Source organism: Arthrobacter cheniae, assembly GCF_003602275.1.
GTDB lineage: Bacteria > Actinomycetota > Actinomycetes > Actinomycetales > Micrococcaceae > Arthrobacter_D > Arthrobacter_D cheniae.
The window spans coordinates 598,489-616,262 of the sequence record NZ_QZVT01000001.1; the positions used below are offsets into that span (position 1 = coordinate 598,489).

Annotated in this window: 20 protein-coding genes and 1 riboswitch; of the genes, 10 read left to right on the top strand and 10 right to left on the bottom strand. The window is 67.5% G+C overall.

Annotation, left to right across the window (positions count from 1 at the left end):
• Positions 1-167: 167 nt before the first annotated feature.
• The 4 genes from D6T63_RS02840 to D6T63_RS02855 all read left to right on the top strand — a co-directional run bounded on the left by D6T63_RS02840 (position 168) and on the right by D6T63_RS02855 (position 3,230).
• The gene (locus D6T63_RS02840) at positions 168-389 is read left to right on the top strand and encodes a hypothetical protein (RefSeq protein WP_120147474.1); all 222 of its coding nucleotides are present in this window, start codon (positions 168-170) and stop codon (positions 387-389) included.
• A gap of 38 nt (positions 390-427) precedes the next feature.
• Complete coding sequence (locus D6T63_RS02845; RefSeq protein WP_120147475.1) at positions 428-2,065, top strand: ABC-F family ATP-binding cassette domain-containing protein; 1,638 nt, start codon at positions 428-430, stop codon at positions 2,063-2,065.
• Between the two features lie 41 nt (positions 2,066-2,106).
• A riboswitch (guanidine-III (ykkC-III) riboswitch) is annotated at positions 2,107-2,174 on the top strand.
• A 10-nt stretch (positions 2,175-2,184) separates the two neighbouring features.
• Complete coding sequence (locus D6T63_RS02850) at positions 2,185-2,499, top strand: DMT family transporter (RefSeq protein WP_120147599.1); 315 nt, start codon at positions 2,185-2,187, stop codon at positions 2,497-2,499.
• A gap of 188 nt (positions 2,500-2,687) precedes the next feature.
• Positions 2,688-3,230: a hypothetical protein gene (locus tag D6T63_RS02855; protein WP_120147476.1), complete on the top strand. Its 543-nt coding sequence runs from the start codon at positions 2,688-2,690 to the stop codon at positions 3,228-3,230.
• Between the two features lie 2 nt (positions 3,231-3,232).
• Here D6T63_RS02855 and D6T63_RS02860 read toward each other — a convergent pair whose 3' ends face one another.
• On the bottom strand, positions 3,233-4,429 hold the full coding sequence (locus tag D6T63_RS02860) for a TerC family protein (RefSeq protein ID WP_120147477.1): 1,197 nt from the start codon (positions 4,427-4,429) through the stop codon (positions 3,233-3,235).
• Positions 4,430-4,566: 137 nt separating this feature from the next.
• Here D6T63_RS02860 and D6T63_RS02865 point away from each other — a divergent pair, with 137 nt between their 5' ends.
• Both D6T63_RS02865 and D6T63_RS02870 read left to right on the top strand, forming a co-directional pair.
• Positions 4,567-5,715, top strand: a complete 1,149-nt coding sequence (locus D6T63_RS02865; protein ID WP_120147600.1) for an alcohol dehydrogenase catalytic domain-containing protein — start codon at positions 4,567-4,569, stop codon at positions 5,713-5,715.
• 47 nt (positions 5,716-5,762) lie between these two features.
• A complete protein-coding gene (locus D6T63_RS02870; RefSeq protein WP_120147478.1) occupies positions 5,763-6,626 on the top strand; it encodes an aldo/keto reductase in 864 nt (287 codons plus the stop codon).
• A 56-nt stretch (positions 6,627-6,682) separates the two neighbouring features.
• Here D6T63_RS02870 and D6T63_RS02875 read toward each other — a convergent pair whose 3' ends face one another.
• From D6T63_RS02875 to D6T63_RS02885, 3 genes are read right to left on the bottom strand one after another with little or no spacing between them, the layout of a single operon-like run.
• Positions 6,683-7,333 carry a cyclase family protein gene (locus tag D6T63_RS02875; protein ID WP_120147479.1) on the bottom strand — a complete coding sequence of 217 codons (651 nt, stop codon included), beginning with the start codon at positions 7,331-7,333 and terminating at the stop codon, positions 6,683-6,685.
• Positions 7,320-8,729 carry a purine-cytosine permease family protein gene (locus tag D6T63_RS02880; RefSeq protein ID WP_120147480.1) on the bottom strand — a complete coding sequence of 470 codons (1,410 nt, stop codon included), beginning with the start codon at positions 8,727-8,729 and terminating at the stop codon, positions 7,320-7,322. Before D6T63_RS02880 ends, D6T63_RS02875 begins: the two co-directional genes overlap by 14 nt.
• A complete protein-coding gene (locus D6T63_RS02885) occupies positions 8,726-9,148 on the bottom strand; it encodes a YybH family protein (protein WP_120147481.1) in 423 nt (140 codons plus the stop codon). The genes D6T63_RS02880 and D6T63_RS02885 overlap by 4 nt, the downstream gene beginning before the upstream one ends.
• Before the next feature lie 157 nt (positions 9,149-9,305).
• Between D6T63_RS02885 and D6T63_RS02890 the strand changes: the two genes are divergently transcribed.
• A complete protein-coding gene (locus D6T63_RS02890; protein WP_120147482.1) occupies positions 9,306-10,004 on the top strand; it encodes an SDR family oxidoreductase in 699 nt (232 codons plus the stop codon).
• On the opposite strand, the gene D6T63_RS02895 is transcribed toward D6T63_RS02890, so the two are convergent.
• From D6T63_RS02895 to D6T63_RS02910, 4 genes are all read right to left on the bottom strand, one after another.
• Positions 10,001-10,765 carry a YqjF family protein gene (locus D6T63_RS02895; RefSeq protein ID WP_235830508.1) on the bottom strand — a complete coding sequence of 255 codons (765 nt, stop codon included), beginning with the start codon at positions 10,763-10,765 and terminating at the stop codon, positions 10,001-10,003. The two genes, D6T63_RS02890 and D6T63_RS02895, sit on opposite strands and share 4 nt — an antisense overlap.
• Positions 10,762-11,922 (bottom strand): glycoside hydrolase family 26 protein, encoded by a 1,161-nt coding sequence (locus D6T63_RS02900; RefSeq protein ID WP_235830509.1) that lies wholly within the window; start codon positions 11,920-11,922, stop codon positions 10,762-10,764. Before D6T63_RS02900 ends, D6T63_RS02895 begins: the two co-directional genes overlap by 4 nt.
• A gap of 52 nt (positions 11,923-11,974) precedes the next feature.
• Complete coding sequence (locus D6T63_RS02905; protein WP_120147483.1) at positions 11,975-13,042, bottom strand: spore photoproduct lyase family protein; 1,068 nt, start codon at positions 13,040-13,042, stop codon at positions 11,975-11,977.
• A gap of 239 nt (positions 13,043-13,281) precedes the next feature.
• Entirely contained in the window at positions 13,282-13,842 is a 561-nt protein-coding gene (locus tag D6T63_RS02910; RefSeq protein WP_120147484.1) for a hypothetical protein, read from the bottom strand.
• A 346-nt stretch (positions 13,843-14,188) separates the two neighbouring features.
• On the opposite strand from D6T63_RS02910, the gene D6T63_RS02915 reads away from it, so the two are divergent.
• The 3 genes from D6T63_RS02915 (at position 14,189) to D6T63_RS02925 (ending at position 15,537) form a co-directional block, all read left to right on the top strand.
• Positions 14,189-14,665, top strand: coding sequence for a MarR family winged helix-turn-helix transcriptional regulator (locus D6T63_RS02915; RefSeq protein ID WP_120147485.1), 477 nt, complete (start codon positions 14,189-14,191; stop codon positions 14,663-14,665).
• Positions 14,666-14,733: 68 nt separating this feature from the next.
• On the top strand, positions 14,734-14,946 hold the full coding sequence (locus D6T63_RS02920; RefSeq protein WP_120147486.1) for a hypothetical protein: 213 nt from the start codon (positions 14,734-14,736) through the stop codon (positions 14,944-14,946).
• Positions 14,947-15,177: 231 nt separating this feature from the next.
• The gene (locus D6T63_RS02925; protein ID WP_147394291.1) at positions 15,178-15,537 is read left to right on the top strand and encodes a hypothetical protein; all 360 of its coding nucleotides are present in this window, start codon (positions 15,178-15,180) and stop codon (positions 15,535-15,537) included.
• A gap of 122 nt (positions 15,538-15,659) precedes the next feature.
• Here D6T63_RS02925 and D6T63_RS02930 read toward each other — a convergent pair whose 3' ends face one another.
• Both D6T63_RS02930 and mgrA read right to left on the bottom strand, forming a co-directional pair.
• Positions 15,660-16,292, bottom strand: a complete 633-nt coding sequence (locus D6T63_RS02930) for a uracil-DNA glycosylase family protein (protein WP_120147488.1) — start codon at positions 16,290-16,292, stop codon at positions 15,660-15,662.
• A gap of 316 nt (positions 16,293-16,608) precedes the next feature.
• On the bottom strand, positions 16,609-17,655 hold the full coding sequence (mgrA, locus tag D6T63_RS02935; RefSeq protein WP_120147489.1) for an L-glyceraldehyde 3-phosphate reductase: 1,047 nt from the start codon (positions 17,653-17,655) through the stop codon (positions 16,609-16,611).
• Positions 17,656-17,774 lie beyond the last annotated feature (119 nt).

A 17,774-nucleotide genomic window follows, 5' to 3' on the forward strand; every position in this document is an offset into this window, starting at 1 on the left:
CAACGATCAGGGTGCCGTGCTGTCCCCTATGTAAACGCTGGGTAACAGTGCGGCCGGGCTCCTGAAAGATAATCTTCCGGAAATATCCCTGCAACACCGCTCCCGAATCATGGAGGGAGCGGCTCGCCAGTCTCAACGGGCCGCACCCTGAACCGCCAAGGAGCACCATGACCGCCATCGCCACTCCCACCACCGCCCGCATCCTCGATCTCGGTGCCCTGAGCGCCGGGACCGTCGTCGAGGCGCGACGCAAGAACGAGGTGCACTACCGCGGCTGCGTCGAGGATGCCGCTCCCGGCCTCGGCGTCGTCTGGATCCGTGACGACCTCGCCGGCCACCGGGCCCTCCTCCACCTCGACGAGTACAGCATCTGGCGGATCAGCGCCTGAGCCCCGGGCCGGCATCCCACCCCTCCTAGACTGGGGGGATGACTGTAACCCTCGTGGCGAAGGACCTGTCCGGGGGCCACGCCCACAGAACCCTCTTCTCGAAGCTGGACCTCACCGTCGCACCAGGCGACGTCGTCGGGGTGGTCGGGGCTAACGGTGCCGGAAAGACCACGCTCCTGCGCCTGCTCGCCGGAGCGGACACACCGCTGGCAGGGACCGTCCGCACCACACCGCCCGACGCCTTCGTGGGCTGGCTCCCGCAGGAACACGAGCGGCTCGAGGGCGAGACCGTCGCCGCCTACATCGGCCGCCGGACCGGCACGACGGCGGCGACCTCCGCCATGGAGGACGCCGCGGCTGCCCTCGGCAGCGGTGAGAAAGGCGCCGACGACGTTTACGCGGTAGCGCTGGACCACTGGATGTCCTCCGGCGCCGTGGACCTCGACGACAGGATGCCGGCCGTTCTGGCCGACGTCGCCGGCGCCCTGGACCCCGCAACCCCGACCACCGCCCTGTCCGGCGGACAGCTCGCCCGTGTGGCCCTCGCGGCCCTGTTGCTCAGCCGCTTCGACATCGTCCTCCTCGACGAGCCCACCAACGACCTCGACCTCGAGGGTCTCGAGCGCCTCGAGGCGTTCATCCAGAACCTGCGCGGAGGCGTGGTCCTCGTCTCCCACGACCGCGAGTTCCTGGCGCGGTGCGTCACCACCGTCGTCGAACTGGATCTCGCCCAGAACAGGGTGGCCGTGTACGACGGCGGCTATGACGCCTTCCTCGAGGAGCGCGCAGTGGCACGGCGCCACGCCCGCGAGGCGTACGAGGAGTATGCGGAGAAGAAGCAGGACCTGGTGGGACGTGCCCGCACGCAGCGCGAGTGGAGCTCGCAGGGTGTGCGCAACGCGATGAAGAAGAGCCCCGACAACGACAAGATCCGCCGGAAGGCCAGTGCCGAGTCCTCCGAGAAGCAGGCGCAGAAGGTGCGCCAGATGGAATCGCGCATCGCCCGGATGGACGAGGTGGAGGAGCCGCGCAAGGAGTGGCAGCTCCAGTTCACCATCGGCTCGGCGACGCGCTCCAGCTCCGTCGTCGCCACCCTCAACAACGCGTCCGCGACGCAGGGCACGTTCACGCTCGGGCCGGTCTCGCTGCAGGTCAACGCAGGTGAGCGCATCGGGATCACCGGACCCAACGGCGCCGGGAAATCGACCCTGCTGCGGTTGCTGCTCGGTCACCAGCAGCCCGACGACGGCGCTGCCGCCCTCGGTTCCAGCGTCGCGGTCGGCGAGATCGACCAGGCGCGCGGTCAACTCGATGAGACCCTGCCGCTCGGCACGGCCTTCGAAGCGCTGGTCCCCGAACTGACGCAGGGCGAGGTGCGGACCCTCCTCGCGAAGTTCGGGCTGAAAGCGGACCAGGTGCGCGCCGTCGTCGGTTCCCTCTCGCCCGGGGAGCGCACCCGCGCCGGGCTGGCCCTGCTCCAGGCCCGCGGCGTGAACCTCCTCGTCCTCGACGAGCCGACCAACCACCTGGACCTCCCCGCGATCGAGCAGCTCGAGGATGCGCTCGAGTCCTACACGGGCGCCCTGCTCCTCGTCACGCACGACCGCAGGCTGCTCGAGAACGTCCGCCTGGACGAGCGCTGGCAGGTCGACGGCGGCCGGGTCACCGTCGGCTAGGACTGGCGGGCGGGTATCACCTGCGCGTGGCACCATGGAAGCCGAGGCGGGGGCGACCCGCTTCCCGGACGATGGGTGCCGTACCCGGTGTGCGACAAGACGGCCCGTGGGAGTGCATCATGGCCTGGCTCGTCCTCGTAGTCTCCGGCGTCCTCGAAGCGATCTGGGCGACCGCCCTCGGCAGGTCCGAGGGCTTCAGCAAGCCGGGACCGACGCTCGTGTTCGCCGTCGCCATCATCGCCAGCATGGCGGGCTTGGCCTATGCGATGCGCACCCTGCCCGTCGGCACGGCCTACGCCGTCTGGGTAGGCATCGGAGCATCCCTCACCGTCATCTACGCGATGGTCACGGGCACCGAGCCGGCCTCCCTGCTCAAGATCGTGTTCGTCCTGATGATCGTCGGGGGCGTGATCGGGCTGAAGCTCACACACTGACCTGCGGATGCCCGCCCGAAGCTGCCCAGGCAGAGAGACGTCCCGAATCCCCCTTCTTTCCTCGCACTGCCTTGAGACAGCGGCACGACCCTGCGTCAAAACTGAGGGCGAACCGCCGGTTCGGTTGAGGTCCGCGGGAGAGGATCGATACAGGTTCAGCCGGGAGCCGCGACGAGGAGTTCAGCACGATGCAGAATGACGACACCCTGACCGCGATGACGTTCGCCGGTTTCTCCGCCTATGAGACCTGGACGCGCTACTGCAGCATGGGCGGCTGCACCGGCTACTTCGAGGTCGACGCCTACCTCCACGGTCTCTACGGCGTGGGCCGCGAGGACGCCGACCTCGTCTCCCGGGCCGTCAACGGACTGATCGACGGTGCCTGCCCGGCCGACGAGGCCGGGTTCTGCCGCGCCCCCTACTCATGGACGTCGAACTCCGAACAGCCTTCCTACGACGCCGTGCTGGACGGCGCGATCGACGTCATGACCGGGGAGATGACCGGCGACCTGGACTGGCTCGACGACGGGCCCATCCTGGTCGAGGTGGACGACCTCGTGGGCCCCCACTCGCCGGACACCTTCGGCTCGATGCTCCTCACCGGGCTGGATGTCAGCTGCCTGTCCGGCCGGCCCGGCATTCCGCTCCCGCCCGGCGCACCATTGGAGCTGCTGCGCGAGGTCCTGGACAGCGGGATCATCGGCCGGATCGTTTCCGGCGAGCGGGAGTAGCCCTACCTGCCCGGCTCACGCTCCAGCGCGGCGTCGTGCTCCGCGTGCGCCTTCCGGATCATCTCCATGAACTCGGTCTCGTTGCGGATGAGCCGCTTGAACTTCTCGGGGAGCTTCCTGAGGTCCTGTTCCTCGGCGCACAGCCTGGCGTAGATCTTCTCGCGCTCGGTGATATCGGTCTCGTAGTTGAGGTCGAGGTATTCGGCGGCGTGGCGTTTGGCACCCGAGATGGCGTTCTTCGCCCTGCCCTTGGGGCTGAGGACCGACGCCAGGACTGTCACGACGAGCACGCCGAGGATCACGCTCAGCGAGAGGCCCGTGCTGATCTCGACGACGCTCACGTGCTCGCCGTTGTTGATGAACGGCAGGTTGTTCTCGTGCAGAGCGTGGAGGATGAGCTTCACGCCGATGAAGCCGAGGATCACCGCCAGGCCGTAGGAGAGGTAGATCAGGCGGTCCAGCAGCCCGTCGATGAGGAAGAACAGCTGCCGCAGTCCCATGAGCGAGAAAGCCGTCGCGGTGAACACGATGAAGGTGTTCTGGGTCAGGCCGAAGATGGCCGGGATGGAGTCGAGCGCGAAGAGGATATCGGTGGCACCGATGGCCACCATGACGAGCAGCATCGGCGTGAGGACGCGCTTGCCGTCCTCCATGGTGAAGAGCTTGTCGCCGTCGTAGTGCTCCGATGCCGGCAGGAAGCGTTTCGCGAGCCGGATGATGACGCTCTCGTTGTCGTCGTCGTGTGAGCTGGGCTTCAACAGGTTCCCTGCCGTGATGAGCAGGATCAGGCCGAAGATGTAGAACACCCAGGCGAAGCTGTTGATCAGCGCGGCCCCCAGGAAGATGAAGCCGGTGCGGGCGATCAGCGAGAAGACGATGCCGAACAGGAGCACCTTCTGCTGGTCCGCCCGGGGGACCTTGAAACTCGACATGATGATCAGGAAGACGAAGAGATTGTCCACGGACAGCGCCTTCTCCGTCACGTAGCCGGCGAAGTACTCGGTACCCATGGTGGGGCCGCCGAAGATCAGCACGCCCACTCCGAAGAGAAGCGCGATGCCCACGTAGATCGAGGACCAGATCGCGGACTCGCGGAGGCTGGGCGTATGGGCCTTGCGCACATGGAAGAAGAAGTCGAACACGAGCAGGCCCACGATGCCGATCACCGTGCCGGTCCAGACGTAGAGCGGTACTTCCATGCTGCGGGTCTCCTCGAGGATGCTGCCGGTGGGGTGCAGTTGTGCCGGGCCTTCGGTCGTGCTCGCAACGGTACCGGCCCACCCCTAGACTGGCGCAGTCCGTACCTTAACGTCGAGGGGATGCCATGAGCCCGATGATGCGCGCTGCAGTGCTTCGCGCCGCCGACCTGCCTGTTCCCTACGCAGGGAGCAACCCCCTCTCCCTGGAAACGGTTCCCGTGCCGGAGCCCCGGGCGGGCGAGGTGCTGGTCCGCATAGCCCGGGCCAGCCTCTGCCACTCGGACCTGTCGGTCATCAACGGCTCGAGGGTCCGGCCGCTCCCCATGGCCCTCGGCCATGAGGCGACCGGCGTCGTCGAGCGCGTGGGCGACGGCGTCAGCGACGTCCGGACGGGTGACCACGTGGTCCTCGTGTTCGTTCCGGCTTGCGGCTCCTGCCGCGCATGCTCCTCGGGCCGGCCGGCACTCTGCTACCGCGGTGCGGAGGCCAACGGGAGCGGTGACCTGCTGCACGGTCCGGCCCTGCTGAGGACTGTCGACGGCGAGCGCATCAATCACCACCTCGGCGTCTCCGCGTTCGCCGAGTACGCCGTCGTGGCACGGGAGTCGGTGGTCGTGATCGACGACGACGTCCCCTTCGACATCGCAGCGATGTTCGGCTGCGCGGCCCTCACGGGTATCGGCGCCGTCCTGAACACGGCAGCCGTCACGGAGGGCCAGTCCGTCGTCGTCTTCGGGCTGGGCGCCGTCGGGCTGATGTCCGTCATGGCCGCGGCCCAGGTAACCGGCACAACGGTGATCGCGATCGATCCCCTGCCGTCCAAGCAGGAACTCGGCCTCCGGTGCGGCGCGCAGCATGCCGGCTCTCCCGACGACGCCGCCGACCTGGTGCGGCAGTCGACGGACGGAGGGGCGGACGTGGTCATCGAAGCCGTGGGCAGCGCGCGCGTCATGGAGGCGGGCCTGCAACTGCTGGCCCGCGGCGGGGCCCTGGTATCCGTCGGCCTCCCGCACCCGGATCAGGAGATCTCGACGCAGGCGCTGCAGTTCGCCGGCATGGGGCGCCGCTTGCTCGGGTCCTACATGGGTGATGCCGTACCGGAGCGCGACATCCCTGCATACCTCGACCTCTGGCGGCAGGGACTCCTACCCGTCGAACTGCTCCACACCGACACCCGGCCCCTGGCCGACCTCAACGAGAGCCTCGACGCGCTCGCCGAAGGCCGCGTGGTTCGACGGATCTTCACCCTCGACGAGGGCCCTGTCACCGTTGGCACCGCCTCCTGAAGCCTGCTTACCATGTGGGCAGCACGTCTATCCAAAGGAGAACGACAATGCAGCAACGCTCACTCGGCGGAACCCACGTCAGCGCCATCGGCCTCGGTGGCATGCCCATGTCCATCGAGGGTCGTCCTGACGAGGACCGATCCATCCGCACCATCCACGCAGCGCTCGAAGCAGGCGTCACCCTGATAGACACAGCGGACGCGTACCACCGCGACGCGAACGAGGTGGGCCACAACGAGACGCTCATCGCCAAGGCCCTCGCGAGCTACGGCTCGGATGCGACCGGCATCCTCGTCGCCACCAAGGGCGGCCACCTGCGCCCCGGTGATGGGTCGTGGACACAGAACGGCCACCCCGATTATCTGAAGGAAGCCGCGAAGGCATCGCTCAAGCGGCTCGGGGGCGACGCGATCGACCTCTACCAGTACCACCGCCCGGACACCGAGGTTCCCTACGAGGACTCCATCGGTGCCCTCAAGGACCTGCTGGACGAGGGCGTGATCCGCATGGCGGGTATCTCGAACGCCACCGTGGACCAGATCCGCAAGGCCAACCAGGTCCTGGACGGCAGGCTGGTCTCCGTGCAGAACCAGTTCTCCCCCGCCTTCCGGTCCAGCGAGGACGAGCTGCGGTACTGCGGTGAGAACGGCATCGCATTCCTGCCCTGGAGTCCCCTCGGCGGCATCCAGAAGGCAGGCGGGCTCGGAGAGCACTTCACCGCCTTCCAGCAGATCGCCGACAAGCACGGCGTGAGCCCGCAGCAGGTGTGTCTGGCCTGGGAACTGGCACTCGCCCCGACCGTCATCCCGATCCCGGGTGCCTCGCGTCCCGAGAGCATCCAGGACTCGGCGCAGGCCTCGGACCTCCAGCTCTCCGCCGATGAGATCGAGATCCTCTCGACCGCCGACTGATCCTTCGCCGCGCCACAACCGCAGGACGCCGGCCGGCGGAGTCGATCACCGGCCGGCTAGCCGGTGGCGTCGATCGCGACGGCGCGGACGGGCGAGCCGTCCGCGCCGGCCAGGGCGAGTGGGAGCACCGAGACCAGCGGTCGCGCCCAATCCACGGCTGCGAGGTTCGTCAGGTTCTCGAGGATCAACCCGCCCGCGCCCTGGAAGAGAGCATGGAACGGCAGGACGCCGTCGTTGTGCAGGGTCGAATCAGGATTCAGGGTGTCCGTTCCGACGACGGTGATTCCGGCCGCCAGCAGCCCCTCGGCCACCTCGGCGGCGAGCACCGGGTGGTCGAGGTACCGCGGCGCCCCGAAGTGCTCGGACCAGTCCGTCCGGAACAGCACCATGGCGATGCCTGCGACGTCGTCCATCCGCCCCCGTACCGCGTCCCACCCGATCACCGCCCGTGGTTCCAGCCCCGAGCACTCCACGATGAGCGCCGGCCCCACGAGCCGTGCGAGGTCGAGGTCGTCGACGGACTGTCCCGTCACCACGGAGTGGAGGGGCGCGTCGACATGGGTGCCCGTGTGGGATCCGAGGTGGAGCGACGCGACCTGGTAGCCGTCCTCGGCGACGGTCGCAACGGTGGTCACCAGGACCTCGGGATCACCGGGGTAGACCTGCATCCCGGTGCGGATCGGCTGGGTCAGATCAACGATCCGCATGAGCCCGCTGTGTATCCGGCAGGTCGAGGAGGTGGACGTGGGGTCGCTTCGAGCGGTCGATCCGCCCGGCAGCAGCCGCCCAGCCCAGATAGAGCAGCGCGGACAGGATGAAGGTGGGGATGGTGGCTCCGATCGGGCTCGGGACCACGTAGGTCAGGAGCAGGGATCCGCCCGCACCGATCAGCCAGACCAGGACTGCCGCGATGTTGACGCCCCCGCTGTACCAGTACTCGCCGCCCTTGCCCCGCAGGATGTCCCGCCCGTAGTGGCGCGACCTCACCAGGTAGTAGTCGACGATCATGATGGCGAAGACCGGGATGAACAGCGAGCCGATGACCACGAGGAACGCGGTGAACTGGTTGAGGAGCGCGAGCCACGTGGAGCCGAGGATCGAGATCGCCCCGAGGACGATCGCCGTCGGCAGGAAGGTGACCCTGCGCGAGGGCGCCATGTTCACCACGGACGCGACCATGCCGTAGACCACCATGGTGTTGGTGGCCATGACGGACAGGAAGATTACGACGGCGAGCGGCACACCGAACGCCGCGACGATCACCGTGGGGTCGAAGGCCAGAGCCTCACCGCCTTCGAGCACCACGTAGCCGATGGCCGTGGCACCGAGGGTCATCGCGAGCACCGTGGACAGCGCGTATCCCACACCGCTACCGACCATTCCTGCAGCCTGCGTCCGTGCGAGCCGGTTGAACTCGGCGGACAGGACGGTCCACGAGATCGCGGTCGCGATGACGACGTCGAGCGCGGCGACGGGCGTCCAGCCTGCCTCGGCATCCTGCGGGATTCCTGCGAAATCGGCGGGGCTGTGCGCGAGGAAGGCCGTTGCGAAGATGTAGGCCATGAAGGCGAGGATCACGAGGGCAAGCCACGGTTCGACCCGCGCGATGCCCGAATGCCCGAAGATCGCAAGGCACACCACGAGCAGCTGGCACAGCACGGAGAACAGGACGGGGCTCGAGAAGCCGGTGGCCTGCTCCACGAGGAAGTTGACGGTGACACCGGCGAGCATCGCCTGCACCCAGCTCCAGCCCATGAGCGTCACGACGTTCGCGGCCACCGGGAGGAAGGACCCGCGCAGCCCGAACGAGCCCTTGGTGAGCGACATGGTGGGCAGTCCGGTTCGCGTGCCCATGTTGCCGACCAGCACCAGCACGGAGCCGCCGAGCAGCGTCCCGAGGACGATCATGGCGATCGCGAGACCCCAGTCGATGCCGGGGACGAAGAGAGTCCCCGTCAGCAGCGTGGTGACCACCAGGTTCGCCGCGAGCCAGATCATCCCCATGCGCGCCGGTCCGAGTGTGCCCCGCAACGGGCCATAGCCGTCGGAGTGCTGGTCGAGGTGCTGTGCCAGGCGCCGATAGGCGGAGGGGCTCGTGGTCATGGTGCACTCTCTTCCGGGGAGTCGTCGGGGGTGGGGCTGAGGTGCTCATGGATCGCCAGGATGCCGGTGGGGAGACGACGGAAGACGATGGTCTCCCGCTCCTGCGTCGTCTCGGGGACCCCTCCGGTGGAGGTGGTGGTCTGGACGTCGTGGGTGAGGACGACCACGGGCCCCATCAGCTGAACCCGTTGATTGCTGCTGACGCACGCGGTCACCTGCCAACCGTCGTCGAGCCACCCTGCCCACAGCTGCTCGTAGTCCGCCCGGCTGTCGAGCCGCCGCGCCTCGGTGTGGAACACGAAGGTTGCGTCCTCGGTGAAGCAGTCGAAGTAGGCGCGGGTCCGCGTTGCGCCGAAGGCCGCGACGACACCCGCTGCTGCCGTGAGGACCTCCTCCTCTGTCAGCTCTGTCCCTGTCATGCGGTTCCTTCCAGCCGTCGAGTTGCCCCCCAGTCAACTTCTGTTGTCATGCGATTGTGTGTGATGCAGGCAACACAAGTCAACGGTCCGCGACTGCTGGACGGTTCGGGGCGGTCTTCCACACCGGCGGTCGGGAAGGCGTTGCTAGGGTGGCACCATGTCCCCCAATCCCGTCGCCCTCATCACCGGTGCCTCCCGCGGCATCGGCCGTGCCATCGCGGCCGAACTCGGTGCAACACACCACCTGCTGCTCGGGGGCCGGGACCTGGCCGCCCTGGCGGACCTGTCGTCGTCGTTCCCTTCTGCCGAGCCGTTCGCTGCCGAGCTGCGTGACGCGGGCCAGGTGGCGGCCGCGGTCGCCGGGATACCCCGGCTCGACGTGCTCGTCCACTCGGCGGGGATCCTGCGGATGGGCACGGTCGCGGACCTGTCCGATGCCGCCTGGCGCGAAAGCTTCGAGGTCAACGTCTTCGCAGTGGCCTCCCTGACGCGCGCGCTCCTGCCGGCCCTGCGCGCTGCACGCGGGCAGGTCATCGCCATCAACAGCGGATCGGGCTACAGGTCCGGCGCCGGCTCCTCCGTCTACAGCGGTACGAAGTTCGCGTTGCGTGCCCTCACGGATGCCCTTCGCGAGGAGGAGAGGCCGCACGGCGTGCGGGTCAGTTCCATTCATCCCGGCCGCGTCGCCACCGACATGCAGGTGGAACTGCATGCCTGGGAAGGCAAGGACTACGTGCCCGACGCCTGGATCCAGCCGGATCAGGTAGCGAAAGCGGTGCGGCTCGCGGTCGACGCCACGCGCGAGTCCGCCATCGAGACGCTGAGCATCCGCCCGTCGGGCATCACGCTCGACTAGTCCTTCTGCCCGGGACTCTCCCGCACCACGCGTGGCTTCCCGAACTGGGTCTGCACCCCGGGTGAGAACAGGACCGACGACGGCGGACCCTCGACGCGGATGCCGGCAGCACCCAGCAGGCCGTCGTCGAAGTCGGTCAGGGTAGCGGGGTGGAGCGGCCAGGGCGTGTGGGTGTTGGGGATGTACAGGGTGCGGCCCGCCAGCGTGCTGTGCAGTCCGAAGCGCGCGGTGAGTTCCAGCGACACCGTATCGTCCGCCGTCCGCGCCGTATCCGGCCGGACCACGAAACGGGACGTCGCCTGTCGCCTGAATCGCACGACGTCGTACCCGTACTCCCGCCGATCGCCGCCGCCGCGTGTCACCGGTGAGCACCGCGACCACACGTAGGGGATTCCCCCCGTGCGCGCGGCGAGCACCACGGCCAGACGGGAGGCGTCGAGCGTCACGAAGACCACGCCGCGCGTACCATCGGGACCGCGCGAGTAGAGCCGCACGTTGATCTCGGTGAAGGAGCCGAAGTAGGGAACCGGCAGGCCCTGCCCGAGGCCGGCACCGAGCATGCGGAAACCGATCAGGCCCACCCACGACGAGCCGTCGACCTCGTCGGGCACGACGCCGGGCGGCATGAAGCGCGCCACCGCTTCCGCCTCGACGCGCCAGTGCAGGAACACGGCATCCGCCCAGAACTGGTCCATGATGACGGGCCTGGGCAGCTCGGGCGCGAGGTGCCAGGTGTCGTCGTGCTGGTGATCGTCGGTCATGAGAGCTGCTCCCCGCAGTCGTCGGGTTCCTCGGCGAAGCGGTACCAGTCGGGCAGCGCGGCCGTGAATTCGGAGCGGACGGCCGGATCCTCTGCCACGGTCCAGTCCACGGCGGCGCCCACCTCGGGTTCCACCTTGTTCCACTCGAACCAGTTGACCATCTTCAGCTGCGGGAACCGCTCGTGCACGGCCGGGTCGAAGACCTGCTCCCACCACGCACGCTTGATGTTGAGCGTCCGCAGGGTACCGATATCGTCCGTGACGAGGGCCGCGGTCTCGGGAATCGCCAGAGGCTTGCCGTGACCCACGCCGTAGTCGGCATAGAAGTCCGGCAGCATGGAGTCGTCACCGTTCTCTCCGTCATAGGTGCCCGTGAGCTGGTTGGCGAACTTGCCCTCCTCTGGCATCTCGCTCTCCCCCCAGGGGTAGGTGCTGCCCCAGTGGTACAGCGACATCCCCACCCAGTCGACGGCGTCGTCGCCCGGGTAGTAGGGACCGTAGGGATCGTCGAAGCTTGTGAGGACGCCGTCACCGGTGGTGTCGAGGTCGGCGAAACCGGCCGACCCCGGCAGGGCTTCATGAACGCCGCCCGAGAAGGGGTATCCCCCCGCGTAGTTCGGCGCCCACATCATCGCCGAGCCCGGAGCGGCCCGATGGACAGCATCGGCCATGCGGCGGAATGCCTGGATGTACTCGCCCGGCTGCTGACCCCAGGGATACCAGGATCCGTTCATCTCGTGGGCGAAACGCACGATGACCGGGACGCCGTTGGTGTTGAAGCGCGCGAGCATCGCTGCCAGCTCGTCGACCCGGTCATCCGTGACCATCGCCAGCCCCTCGTGCGGTTCGAGCGTCAGGAGGAGCGTCCCGCCTTCCTGGCGCACCTGTTCGGCCGCCGCCGTGACGAGCCCGGGATCCTCCGCCGAGAAGGGGAAGTCGGCGAAGGACACCGCCAGCGCCGGGCGCCCACCCAGCTTGTCGGCGTACTCGGCCAGCGTCTCCTTGCCCCACTCGATGTTCACGCCCATCAGGGTGCCGTCCTCCGGCGCGAGGTGCCGCCCGTCGATGGCATCGCAGGATGCAGCAGGATTGATGTTGCAGGCGCAGAGCGTCAGGAGGAGCAGCGCCGTGAGTGCGCGTGCAAGTTGAGAGACCACAGCGTCAATCTACAACCGCCACGGCGTTACGGAGCGCGGCCGTACCGCAGCATCAGAAGGCGTAGCGGATCCGGCAGTAGGGCAGGCCTGCAGCTGCCAGACCGAGGAACTCGTCGAGGTAGCCCCGCTTCTCGTAGGCGATGTAACGCACATTGGCGAAACCGTTCTGCGACCGTTTGGTCTCCTGCAGGTCCGGCCGCCACAGGATCTCCTCCGCCTGCGGGTGCCAGCCCAAATTGATCTCATGGAGCTGCTGGTTGTGCGTGAGGAAGATGACCTCGGCCGCGAGTTGCTGCTTGGCCGCGGGCGAGAGGGCCGCATCGAGCTGCCCGAAGAGCTCCGTCCAGTCCCCCTGCCACCCGGGCGTCACGATGACAGGGGAGAAATTCACGTGGACTTCGTAGCCCGCCTCGACGAAGTCGTTGATGGCGGTGATCCGCTCGGCGACGGGCGTGGTGCGAACGTCCACGGTGCGAGCGAGTTTCTCCGGCATGAGCGAGAAGCGGATGCGCGTGCGTCCCTGCGGATCCCAGGTGAGCAGGTCCCTGTTCACGTACTTGGTGGCGAAGGACAGCTTTGCGGTGGGCAGATCCCGATAGAGGTGCACCAGGTCCTGCACGTTGTCGCTGACAAGCGCATCCACCGAGCAATCGCTGTTCTCCCCGATGTCGTAGACCCACGCCGAGTCATCGCACTGGTTGGGTTCCAGCTTCATGCCCTGCCGGGCCACGTGCCGCTCGAGGTAACCACTGATCTGGTCGATATTCGCGAAGACGGTGATGGGATTGCTATAGCCCTTGTGGCGGGGGACATAGCAGTAGGCGCAAGCCATGGCGCACCCATTGGCCGTCGAGGGCGCGATGAAGTCAGCGGAACGGCCGTTGGGCTTCGCGGTCAACGACTTCTTGACTCCGATGATGAGTGCCTCGGTCTTGATGCGCACCCAGCGGCGCACGTTGGCCTCGTCCCCGCTCAGCTCTGGAATACGCCAGTGGCTCGCGACCTCGACGACGTCGGCATCCGGCCAGCGGGCGAGGATCTCCTGACCCCTGGGAAGCGCGGCCGCGGCCGGTTCCACGTAGATACGACTTATCTGGAGCAATTTGCTGGCCTGGAGCATGGAACCCTTCGTAGTGCCGGTCTGGGAACCAGAATATCGATTGCCACCGACACTTTCCCGGCTCCTCGGGATTGCCCCCGGTCTGGTCGCAGGGCTCGTTGAGGGCGGTGGCGGGGCTACGGCAACCGGTTCGCCAGCGACCCGCCGGCGCCTGCTCCGAGGACCCTGGTGCCCCACGCAACGAGACGGAAGCCGCGGAGGCCCTGCTGGTGACCAGGGCCTCCTGAATGGTTCAGCGGTTAGTGGCGGCCGCCGCCGAGGATGCCGAGCTCGACTGCTGTGGCGGCACCGTCGGCTTCTGCCTGGGTTAGGGTTCCGTCTGCCACTGCTGCGTCGAGCTCGTCCTGCACAGCTGCGGTGCGCTCGGCCTGTTCCTCGGCTTCGAGGTCATCCACAACGGTCTGGACGGTCGCTTCGTCGACACCGAGGGTGTCGGCCAGCGAGGCGACGACGGCGCTCTCGAGCGCCGCGCGGTCGGCGTTCTGTCCCTCGGCGGTGTCGACGCTGTCCCGTGCGGCGTCCTCGGCCGCCTCGAGTGCGTCGCTCACCGTCGTCTCATCGAGGCCGAGGTTGGTTGCAAGGCCCGCGGCGTCGATACCTCCGCGGTGCCCGTGACCGCCCCTGCCCTCGCGGGTGTCCCTATCTGCGGTCACGTCCCCACTGTCGGCCTCAGCAGTAGCGGAGGACGTGGGTGCGGGGGTGGTCGTCGTCGCAGAGGCCATCGAGGTAGCGCCGAAGCTGAGTCCGAGCGCGACGGCTGCTGCACTGACGCCGAGTGCGATCTTCTTGGAAGTGAACATGGTGTCTGGTCCTCGCTTGCCGCAACGCGGCATTGGTGATTGTTCCTGGTAGTTGTCGTCCCTGTGGTGGACTGCTTCAACTCTCGGGCCGCAAGGTAGGCGGGTGCTGTCGCGCACCTGTCACCGAGCTGTGGGACTTCCACCACGAGGCACGTGGCTGAACAGAAGGTCGGGATACGGCCCGAGCACCCTGCGGTTGATGCTCGCGAGGTTCACAGGTCCGTACCGAGTGCGGCAAGGACCGACCGTGCGCGGACGAGAACAAGATGGAGTGGCCCGACACCGCAATAGTTAGGGTACGAATTGTTGCTACACTAGTCATGCAAGCCAGGCCTCAGGAGGATCCATGGACAGCACTACCGACGATGATCTGCTGCTCGAGCGGCAACTCTGCTTCGCCCTGTCCGTTGCCTCGAGGAGCGTGGTCGGCGCGTACAGGCCTGTTCTCGAGAAGCTCGACCTCACGCACCCGCAATACCTCGTGATGCTCGTCCTCTGGGAGCGCAGTCCCCGGACCGTGCGCAGCATCGGCTCCGCCCTCGCCATGGAGTCCGCCACTCTGTCACCGATGCTCAAGCGCCTCGAGGCGATGGGGCTCCTGACCCGCACCCGCGTTCCGGGTAACGAGCGCGCCCTCGCCGTAGACCTCACGGCCGCCGGCCGGCAGCTGCGGTCCAGGGCGCTCGAAGTACCCGTCACCATGTTGAAGCGCCTCGGACTGACACGCGAGCAGGTGGACACGCTCAACGAGGCGATGCACGCCATCATCAGGGCCACTGGGACCGAGCTGCCGGCGTCGACCCGCCCTGAACACCAGCCGTGACCCCTCTTCCCCCGCCCCCATCACCCCGAGACAACCCCGCCCCAGCACCCCGAGAAAAGGATCCACCGATGAGCAACAAAGACCCGTTGTCGACACGATTCATGGCCGCGACCGGCAAGCTGCGCATGTTTTTCGGACCAGCTCAGCGCGGATCCACGGACGGACCGATCGTCTACCTCGATGACGAGGCACAGCGGCAACGGCAGGCAGAACTGCAGCAGTGGACCGTGGTACGGAATCCGGACGGTTCCACCTACCTGACGCCGAAGCGGGAACAGTAGGAGGCACGCCTCGCCGACGCGCTGCCGACTGAAGCTGCACATTCATGTCCGCCGAGTCCCGCGGCGCCGCGGGAGACCGGCAACGTGGGCACTCCGTCCGAAAATTTGCGGATATCCTGCGTCCCGAAGCATAGGGAAGTAGCACGGCGGGTGGCAGACTGTTCGAGTCAATCTTTCGCCGCCCATGGGGACGTTCGGGCGCCAGCGCACGTCAGAAGAGGTCTCACAGTCATGAGTACAACGCGCCCGCCTGGAACGATGCTTTCCGACGGCTCCGGACTGCCCCGGACCACGCTCCTCGTGATGTCGGGCGGCCGGGACGCCCAGGGCATCGGACCCTTGGCCGAGCAGCTCGCACGGGAGACGAACGACCTGCTCGACACCCTCGGGGGTACGATCGCGCGTCTCGCCCTCGCGCACCGGTCCTGCACTCCGGACCCCGAGGATCAGGTCATGGACGACGACGCCTTCGCGTGGGTCCAGCAGTCCCTCGAGGACATCTCGGCTACCCTCCGTGGGCTGTCGCTCGGACGCGCGACCGAGAAGTCCGCTCAAGCCGACGCGCCGCGAGCGCTCATCGGGCTGGGCTGAGCCGCAGCGCGGCTGAAATCGGGCTGAGCCGCAGCGCGGCTGGAATCGTCACCACACATGGCAACGCCGTCGTCGCTCCGGAGAACGACGACGGCGTTGGCCGTCTACAGGGCCTGAAGCAGCTAGATGGACTGGCGAGCGCGGATCCCGGCCCGGCCCATTGCGTCCGTGTAGGCGGACTGGATGTCCTTCAGCCACATCTCCTGGTTGGCCGGGGTGCCCTTGAAAGCGCGCTCCCCCGGTGACCGGACCTCGTAAATCTTGAAGCCGCGCTTGGCGATAGCGCGGTTCTCGAGCTTCATGAGCCTGCGTGCGGCCTTGTGGGCGTCCGCTCCGTGTGCCACGAGGGCCGACGCGCGGGGAACCTGCTGGAGGAACGTGAGCAGCGGCTTCACGCCATCGGCGATCTGATCCATTGTCAGCGCCCGCTCCTTGCCCTCGGGCAGGTACCACGGGTGGGCGTTCCACGGCATGAAGGCGTCGGGCCGCAGGCCCACCTTCTCGTAGATCTCGGCCATGCGCACGGAACTCGGGTCATCGTTCTCGAACGAGACGAATCCCGAGGGCAACGATGCTCCCGGGTTCGAGAAAAGACTGACGATCTTGCAACCATCGACATCATGGATGGGATCGATGTACGGAACCGCTGATCCGGGCTTCGACTCGGCTAGTGTGTCGCAGAGTCGGTTCACGTCCTCGATCTGCGGATCGTAGCGTTGTTCCCACTGCTGGGCCCTATACGTGGGGTCTGCCATGCGCTGTACCAATTCCGCCTCCTCGCGAACGGCGCCTGAGGTGGCGCGAACGTGTCCGCAGGTTTCCAGCCTACGCCAGTCCGCCGTGGACTCCTCGGATCGCGGCGCCGCCCGTATGTCCACCGGCCATCGGAGGACGCCGTTGCAAGGCGTGAGGGAGCACTGCGATGGCCTTCGGACAGGGCAGGCACCAATCCCTGCGGACGCCCCGCCGCGGCTCGGCGGGGCAGCGCGTCAGGGTTCTCCGGGAGCCGGGCGGGTAGCCGACGCCCGCGAGGACGGGTGCGGGAACAACGGAATCGGCATTGTCGATCCGCTATCCCTCGAGGGCGGCGGCCCAGAGGTTGATATCGGATTCGACGGCGAACTCGTCGATGGCGTGCAGTTCTTCAGGGGTGAAGTCGAGGTTCTGGACGGCAGCCAGACTGTCCTCGAGCTGGTGGACACTGGACGCCCCGATCAGTGCCGAGGTGACCGGGGTCCCCTTGGTCCGGTCCCGCAGGACCCAGGCGATCGCCATCTGCGCCAGGCTCTGCCCACGGCCCTCGGCGATACCGCTCAACCCGCGGATGCGCCGCAGGTTCTCATCACTCAGTTGACCTGCATCCAGCGACTTGTTCGCCGCGGCACGCGAATCCTCCGGGACGCCGTGCAGGTACTTGCTGGTCAGCAGACCCTGGGCCAGCGGCGAGAACGCGATCGAGCCGGCGCCGACCTGCTCCAGCGCCTCGTAGAGGTTGGGCGTCCCGTCCTCCGTCCACCGGTTCAGCATCGAGTAGGACGGCTGGTGGATCAGCAGCGGCGTACCCAGGTCCCGGAGGATGGCCGCGGCCTCGAGCGTACGCTCGGGTGAATAGGAGGAGATACCCGCGTACAGGGCACGCCCGGACCGGACGGCGGTATCCAGGGCGCCCATCGTCTCCTCCAGCGGCGTACCCGGGTCGGGCCGGTGGCTGTAGAAGATGTCGACGTAATCAAGGCCCATGCGCTCGAGCGACTGATCCAGGCTCGCCAGCAGGTACTTCCTCGAACCCCATTCACCGTACGGGCCCGGCCACATGTCGTAGCCGGCTTTGGTCGAGATCACGAGCTCGTCGCGGAACGGCCGGAAATCGTCCTTCAGATGCCGGCCGAAGTTCGTCTCCGCGCTGCCGGCGGGGGGACCGTAATTGTTGGCCAGGTCGAAGTGCGTGACACCGAGGTCGAAGGCCCGGCGCAGGATGTCCCGCTGGATCTCGAAGGCCTTATCGTCCCCGAAGTTGTGCCACAGGCCCAGGGAGACAGCAGGCAGGTGCAGCCCACTCCTCCCCACACGGCGATACGGCATTCTCTCGTAGCGGTCATCGGCGGGTAGATACGTCATCGGTACTTCCATTCGTGGTACGGCGGGTGTGACGGGTGCGTTCGGGCGCTTCCGACGGTACCGGAGGTAGGCGCCGTCGGGCCGTGAACAAGAGGCACCGCGTCATGCCCGCGGCGCCC

What these genes read in the sequence shown, in the direction of transcription:
- D6T63_RS02860 (WP_120147477.1), bottom strand. Translation starts at nt 4,429, where the DNA reads ATGGAAGTACCGCTCTACGTCTGGACCGGCACGGTGATCGGCATCGTG.
- D6T63_RS02915 (WP_120147485.1), top strand. Translation starts at nt 14,189, where the DNA reads ATGGACAGCACTACCGACGATGATCTGCTGCTCGAGCGGCAACTCTGC.
- D6T63_RS02895 (WP_235830508.1), bottom strand. Translation starts at nt 10,765, where the DNA reads ATGACCGACGATCACCAGCACGACGACACCTGGCACCTCGCGCCCGAG.
- D6T63_RS02885 (WP_120147481.1), bottom strand. Translation starts at nt 9,148, where the DNA reads ATGACAGGGACAGAGCTGACAGAGGAGGAGGTCCTCACGGCAGCAGCG.
- D6T63_RS02870 (WP_120147478.1), top strand. Translation starts at nt 5,763, where the DNA reads ATGCAGCAACGCTCACTCGGCGGAACCCACGTCAGCGCCATCGGCCTC.
- D6T63_RS02880 (WP_120147480.1), bottom strand. Translation starts at nt 8,729, where the DNA reads ATGACCACGAGCCCCTCCGCCTATCGGCGCCTGGCACAGCACCTCGAC.
- mgrA (WP_120147489.1), bottom strand. Translation starts at nt 17,655, where the DNA reads ATGACGTATCTACCCGCCGATGACCGCTACGAGAGAATGCCGTATCGC.
- D6T63_RS02850 (WP_120147599.1), top strand. Translation starts at nt 2,185, where the DNA reads ATGGCCTGGCTCGTCCTCGTAGTCTCCGGCGTCCTCGAAGCGATCTGG.
- D6T63_RS02865 (WP_120147600.1), top strand. Translation starts at nt 4,567, where the DNA reads ATGCGCGCTGCAGTGCTTCGCGCCGCCGACCTGCCTGTTCCCTACGCA.
- D6T63_RS02910 (WP_120147484.1), bottom strand. Translation starts at nt 13,842, where the DNA reads ATGTTCACTTCCAAGAAGATCGCACTCGGCGTCAGTGCAGCAGCCGTC.
- D6T63_RS02920 (WP_120147486.1), top strand. Translation starts at nt 14,734, where the DNA reads ATGAGCAACAAAGACCCGTTGTCGACACGATTCATGGCCGCGACCGGC.
- D6T63_RS02875 (WP_120147479.1), bottom strand. Translation starts at nt 7,333, where the DNA reads ATGCGGATCGTTGATCTGACCCAGCCGATCCGCACCGGGATGCAGGTC.
- D6T63_RS02845 (WP_120147475.1), top strand. Translation starts at nt 428, where the DNA reads ATGACTGTAACCCTCGTGGCGAAGGACCTGTCCGGGGGCCACGCCCAC.
- D6T63_RS02855 (WP_120147476.1), top strand. Translation starts at nt 2,688, where the DNA reads ATGCAGAATGACGACACCCTGACCGCGATGACGTTCGCCGGTTTCTCC.
- D6T63_RS02890 (WP_120147482.1), top strand. Translation starts at nt 9,306, where the DNA reads ATGTCCCCCAATCCCGTCGCCCTCATCACCGGTGCCTCCCGCGGCATC.
- D6T63_RS02930 (WP_120147488.1), bottom strand. Translation starts at nt 16,292, where the DNA reads ATGGCAGACCCCACGTATAGGGCCCAGCAGTGGGAACAACGCTACGAT.
- D6T63_RS02905 (WP_120147483.1), bottom strand. Translation starts at nt 13,042, where the DNA reads ATGCTCCAGGCCAGCAAATTGCTCCAGATAAGTCGTATCTACGTGGAA.
- D6T63_RS02840 (WP_120147474.1), top strand. Translation starts at nt 168, where the DNA reads ATGACCGCCATCGCCACTCCCACCACCGCCCGCATCCTCGATCTCGGT.
- D6T63_RS02925 (WP_147394291.1), top strand. Translation starts at nt 15,178, where the DNA reads ATGAGTACAACGCGCCCGCCTGGAACGATGCTTTCCGACGGCTCCGGA.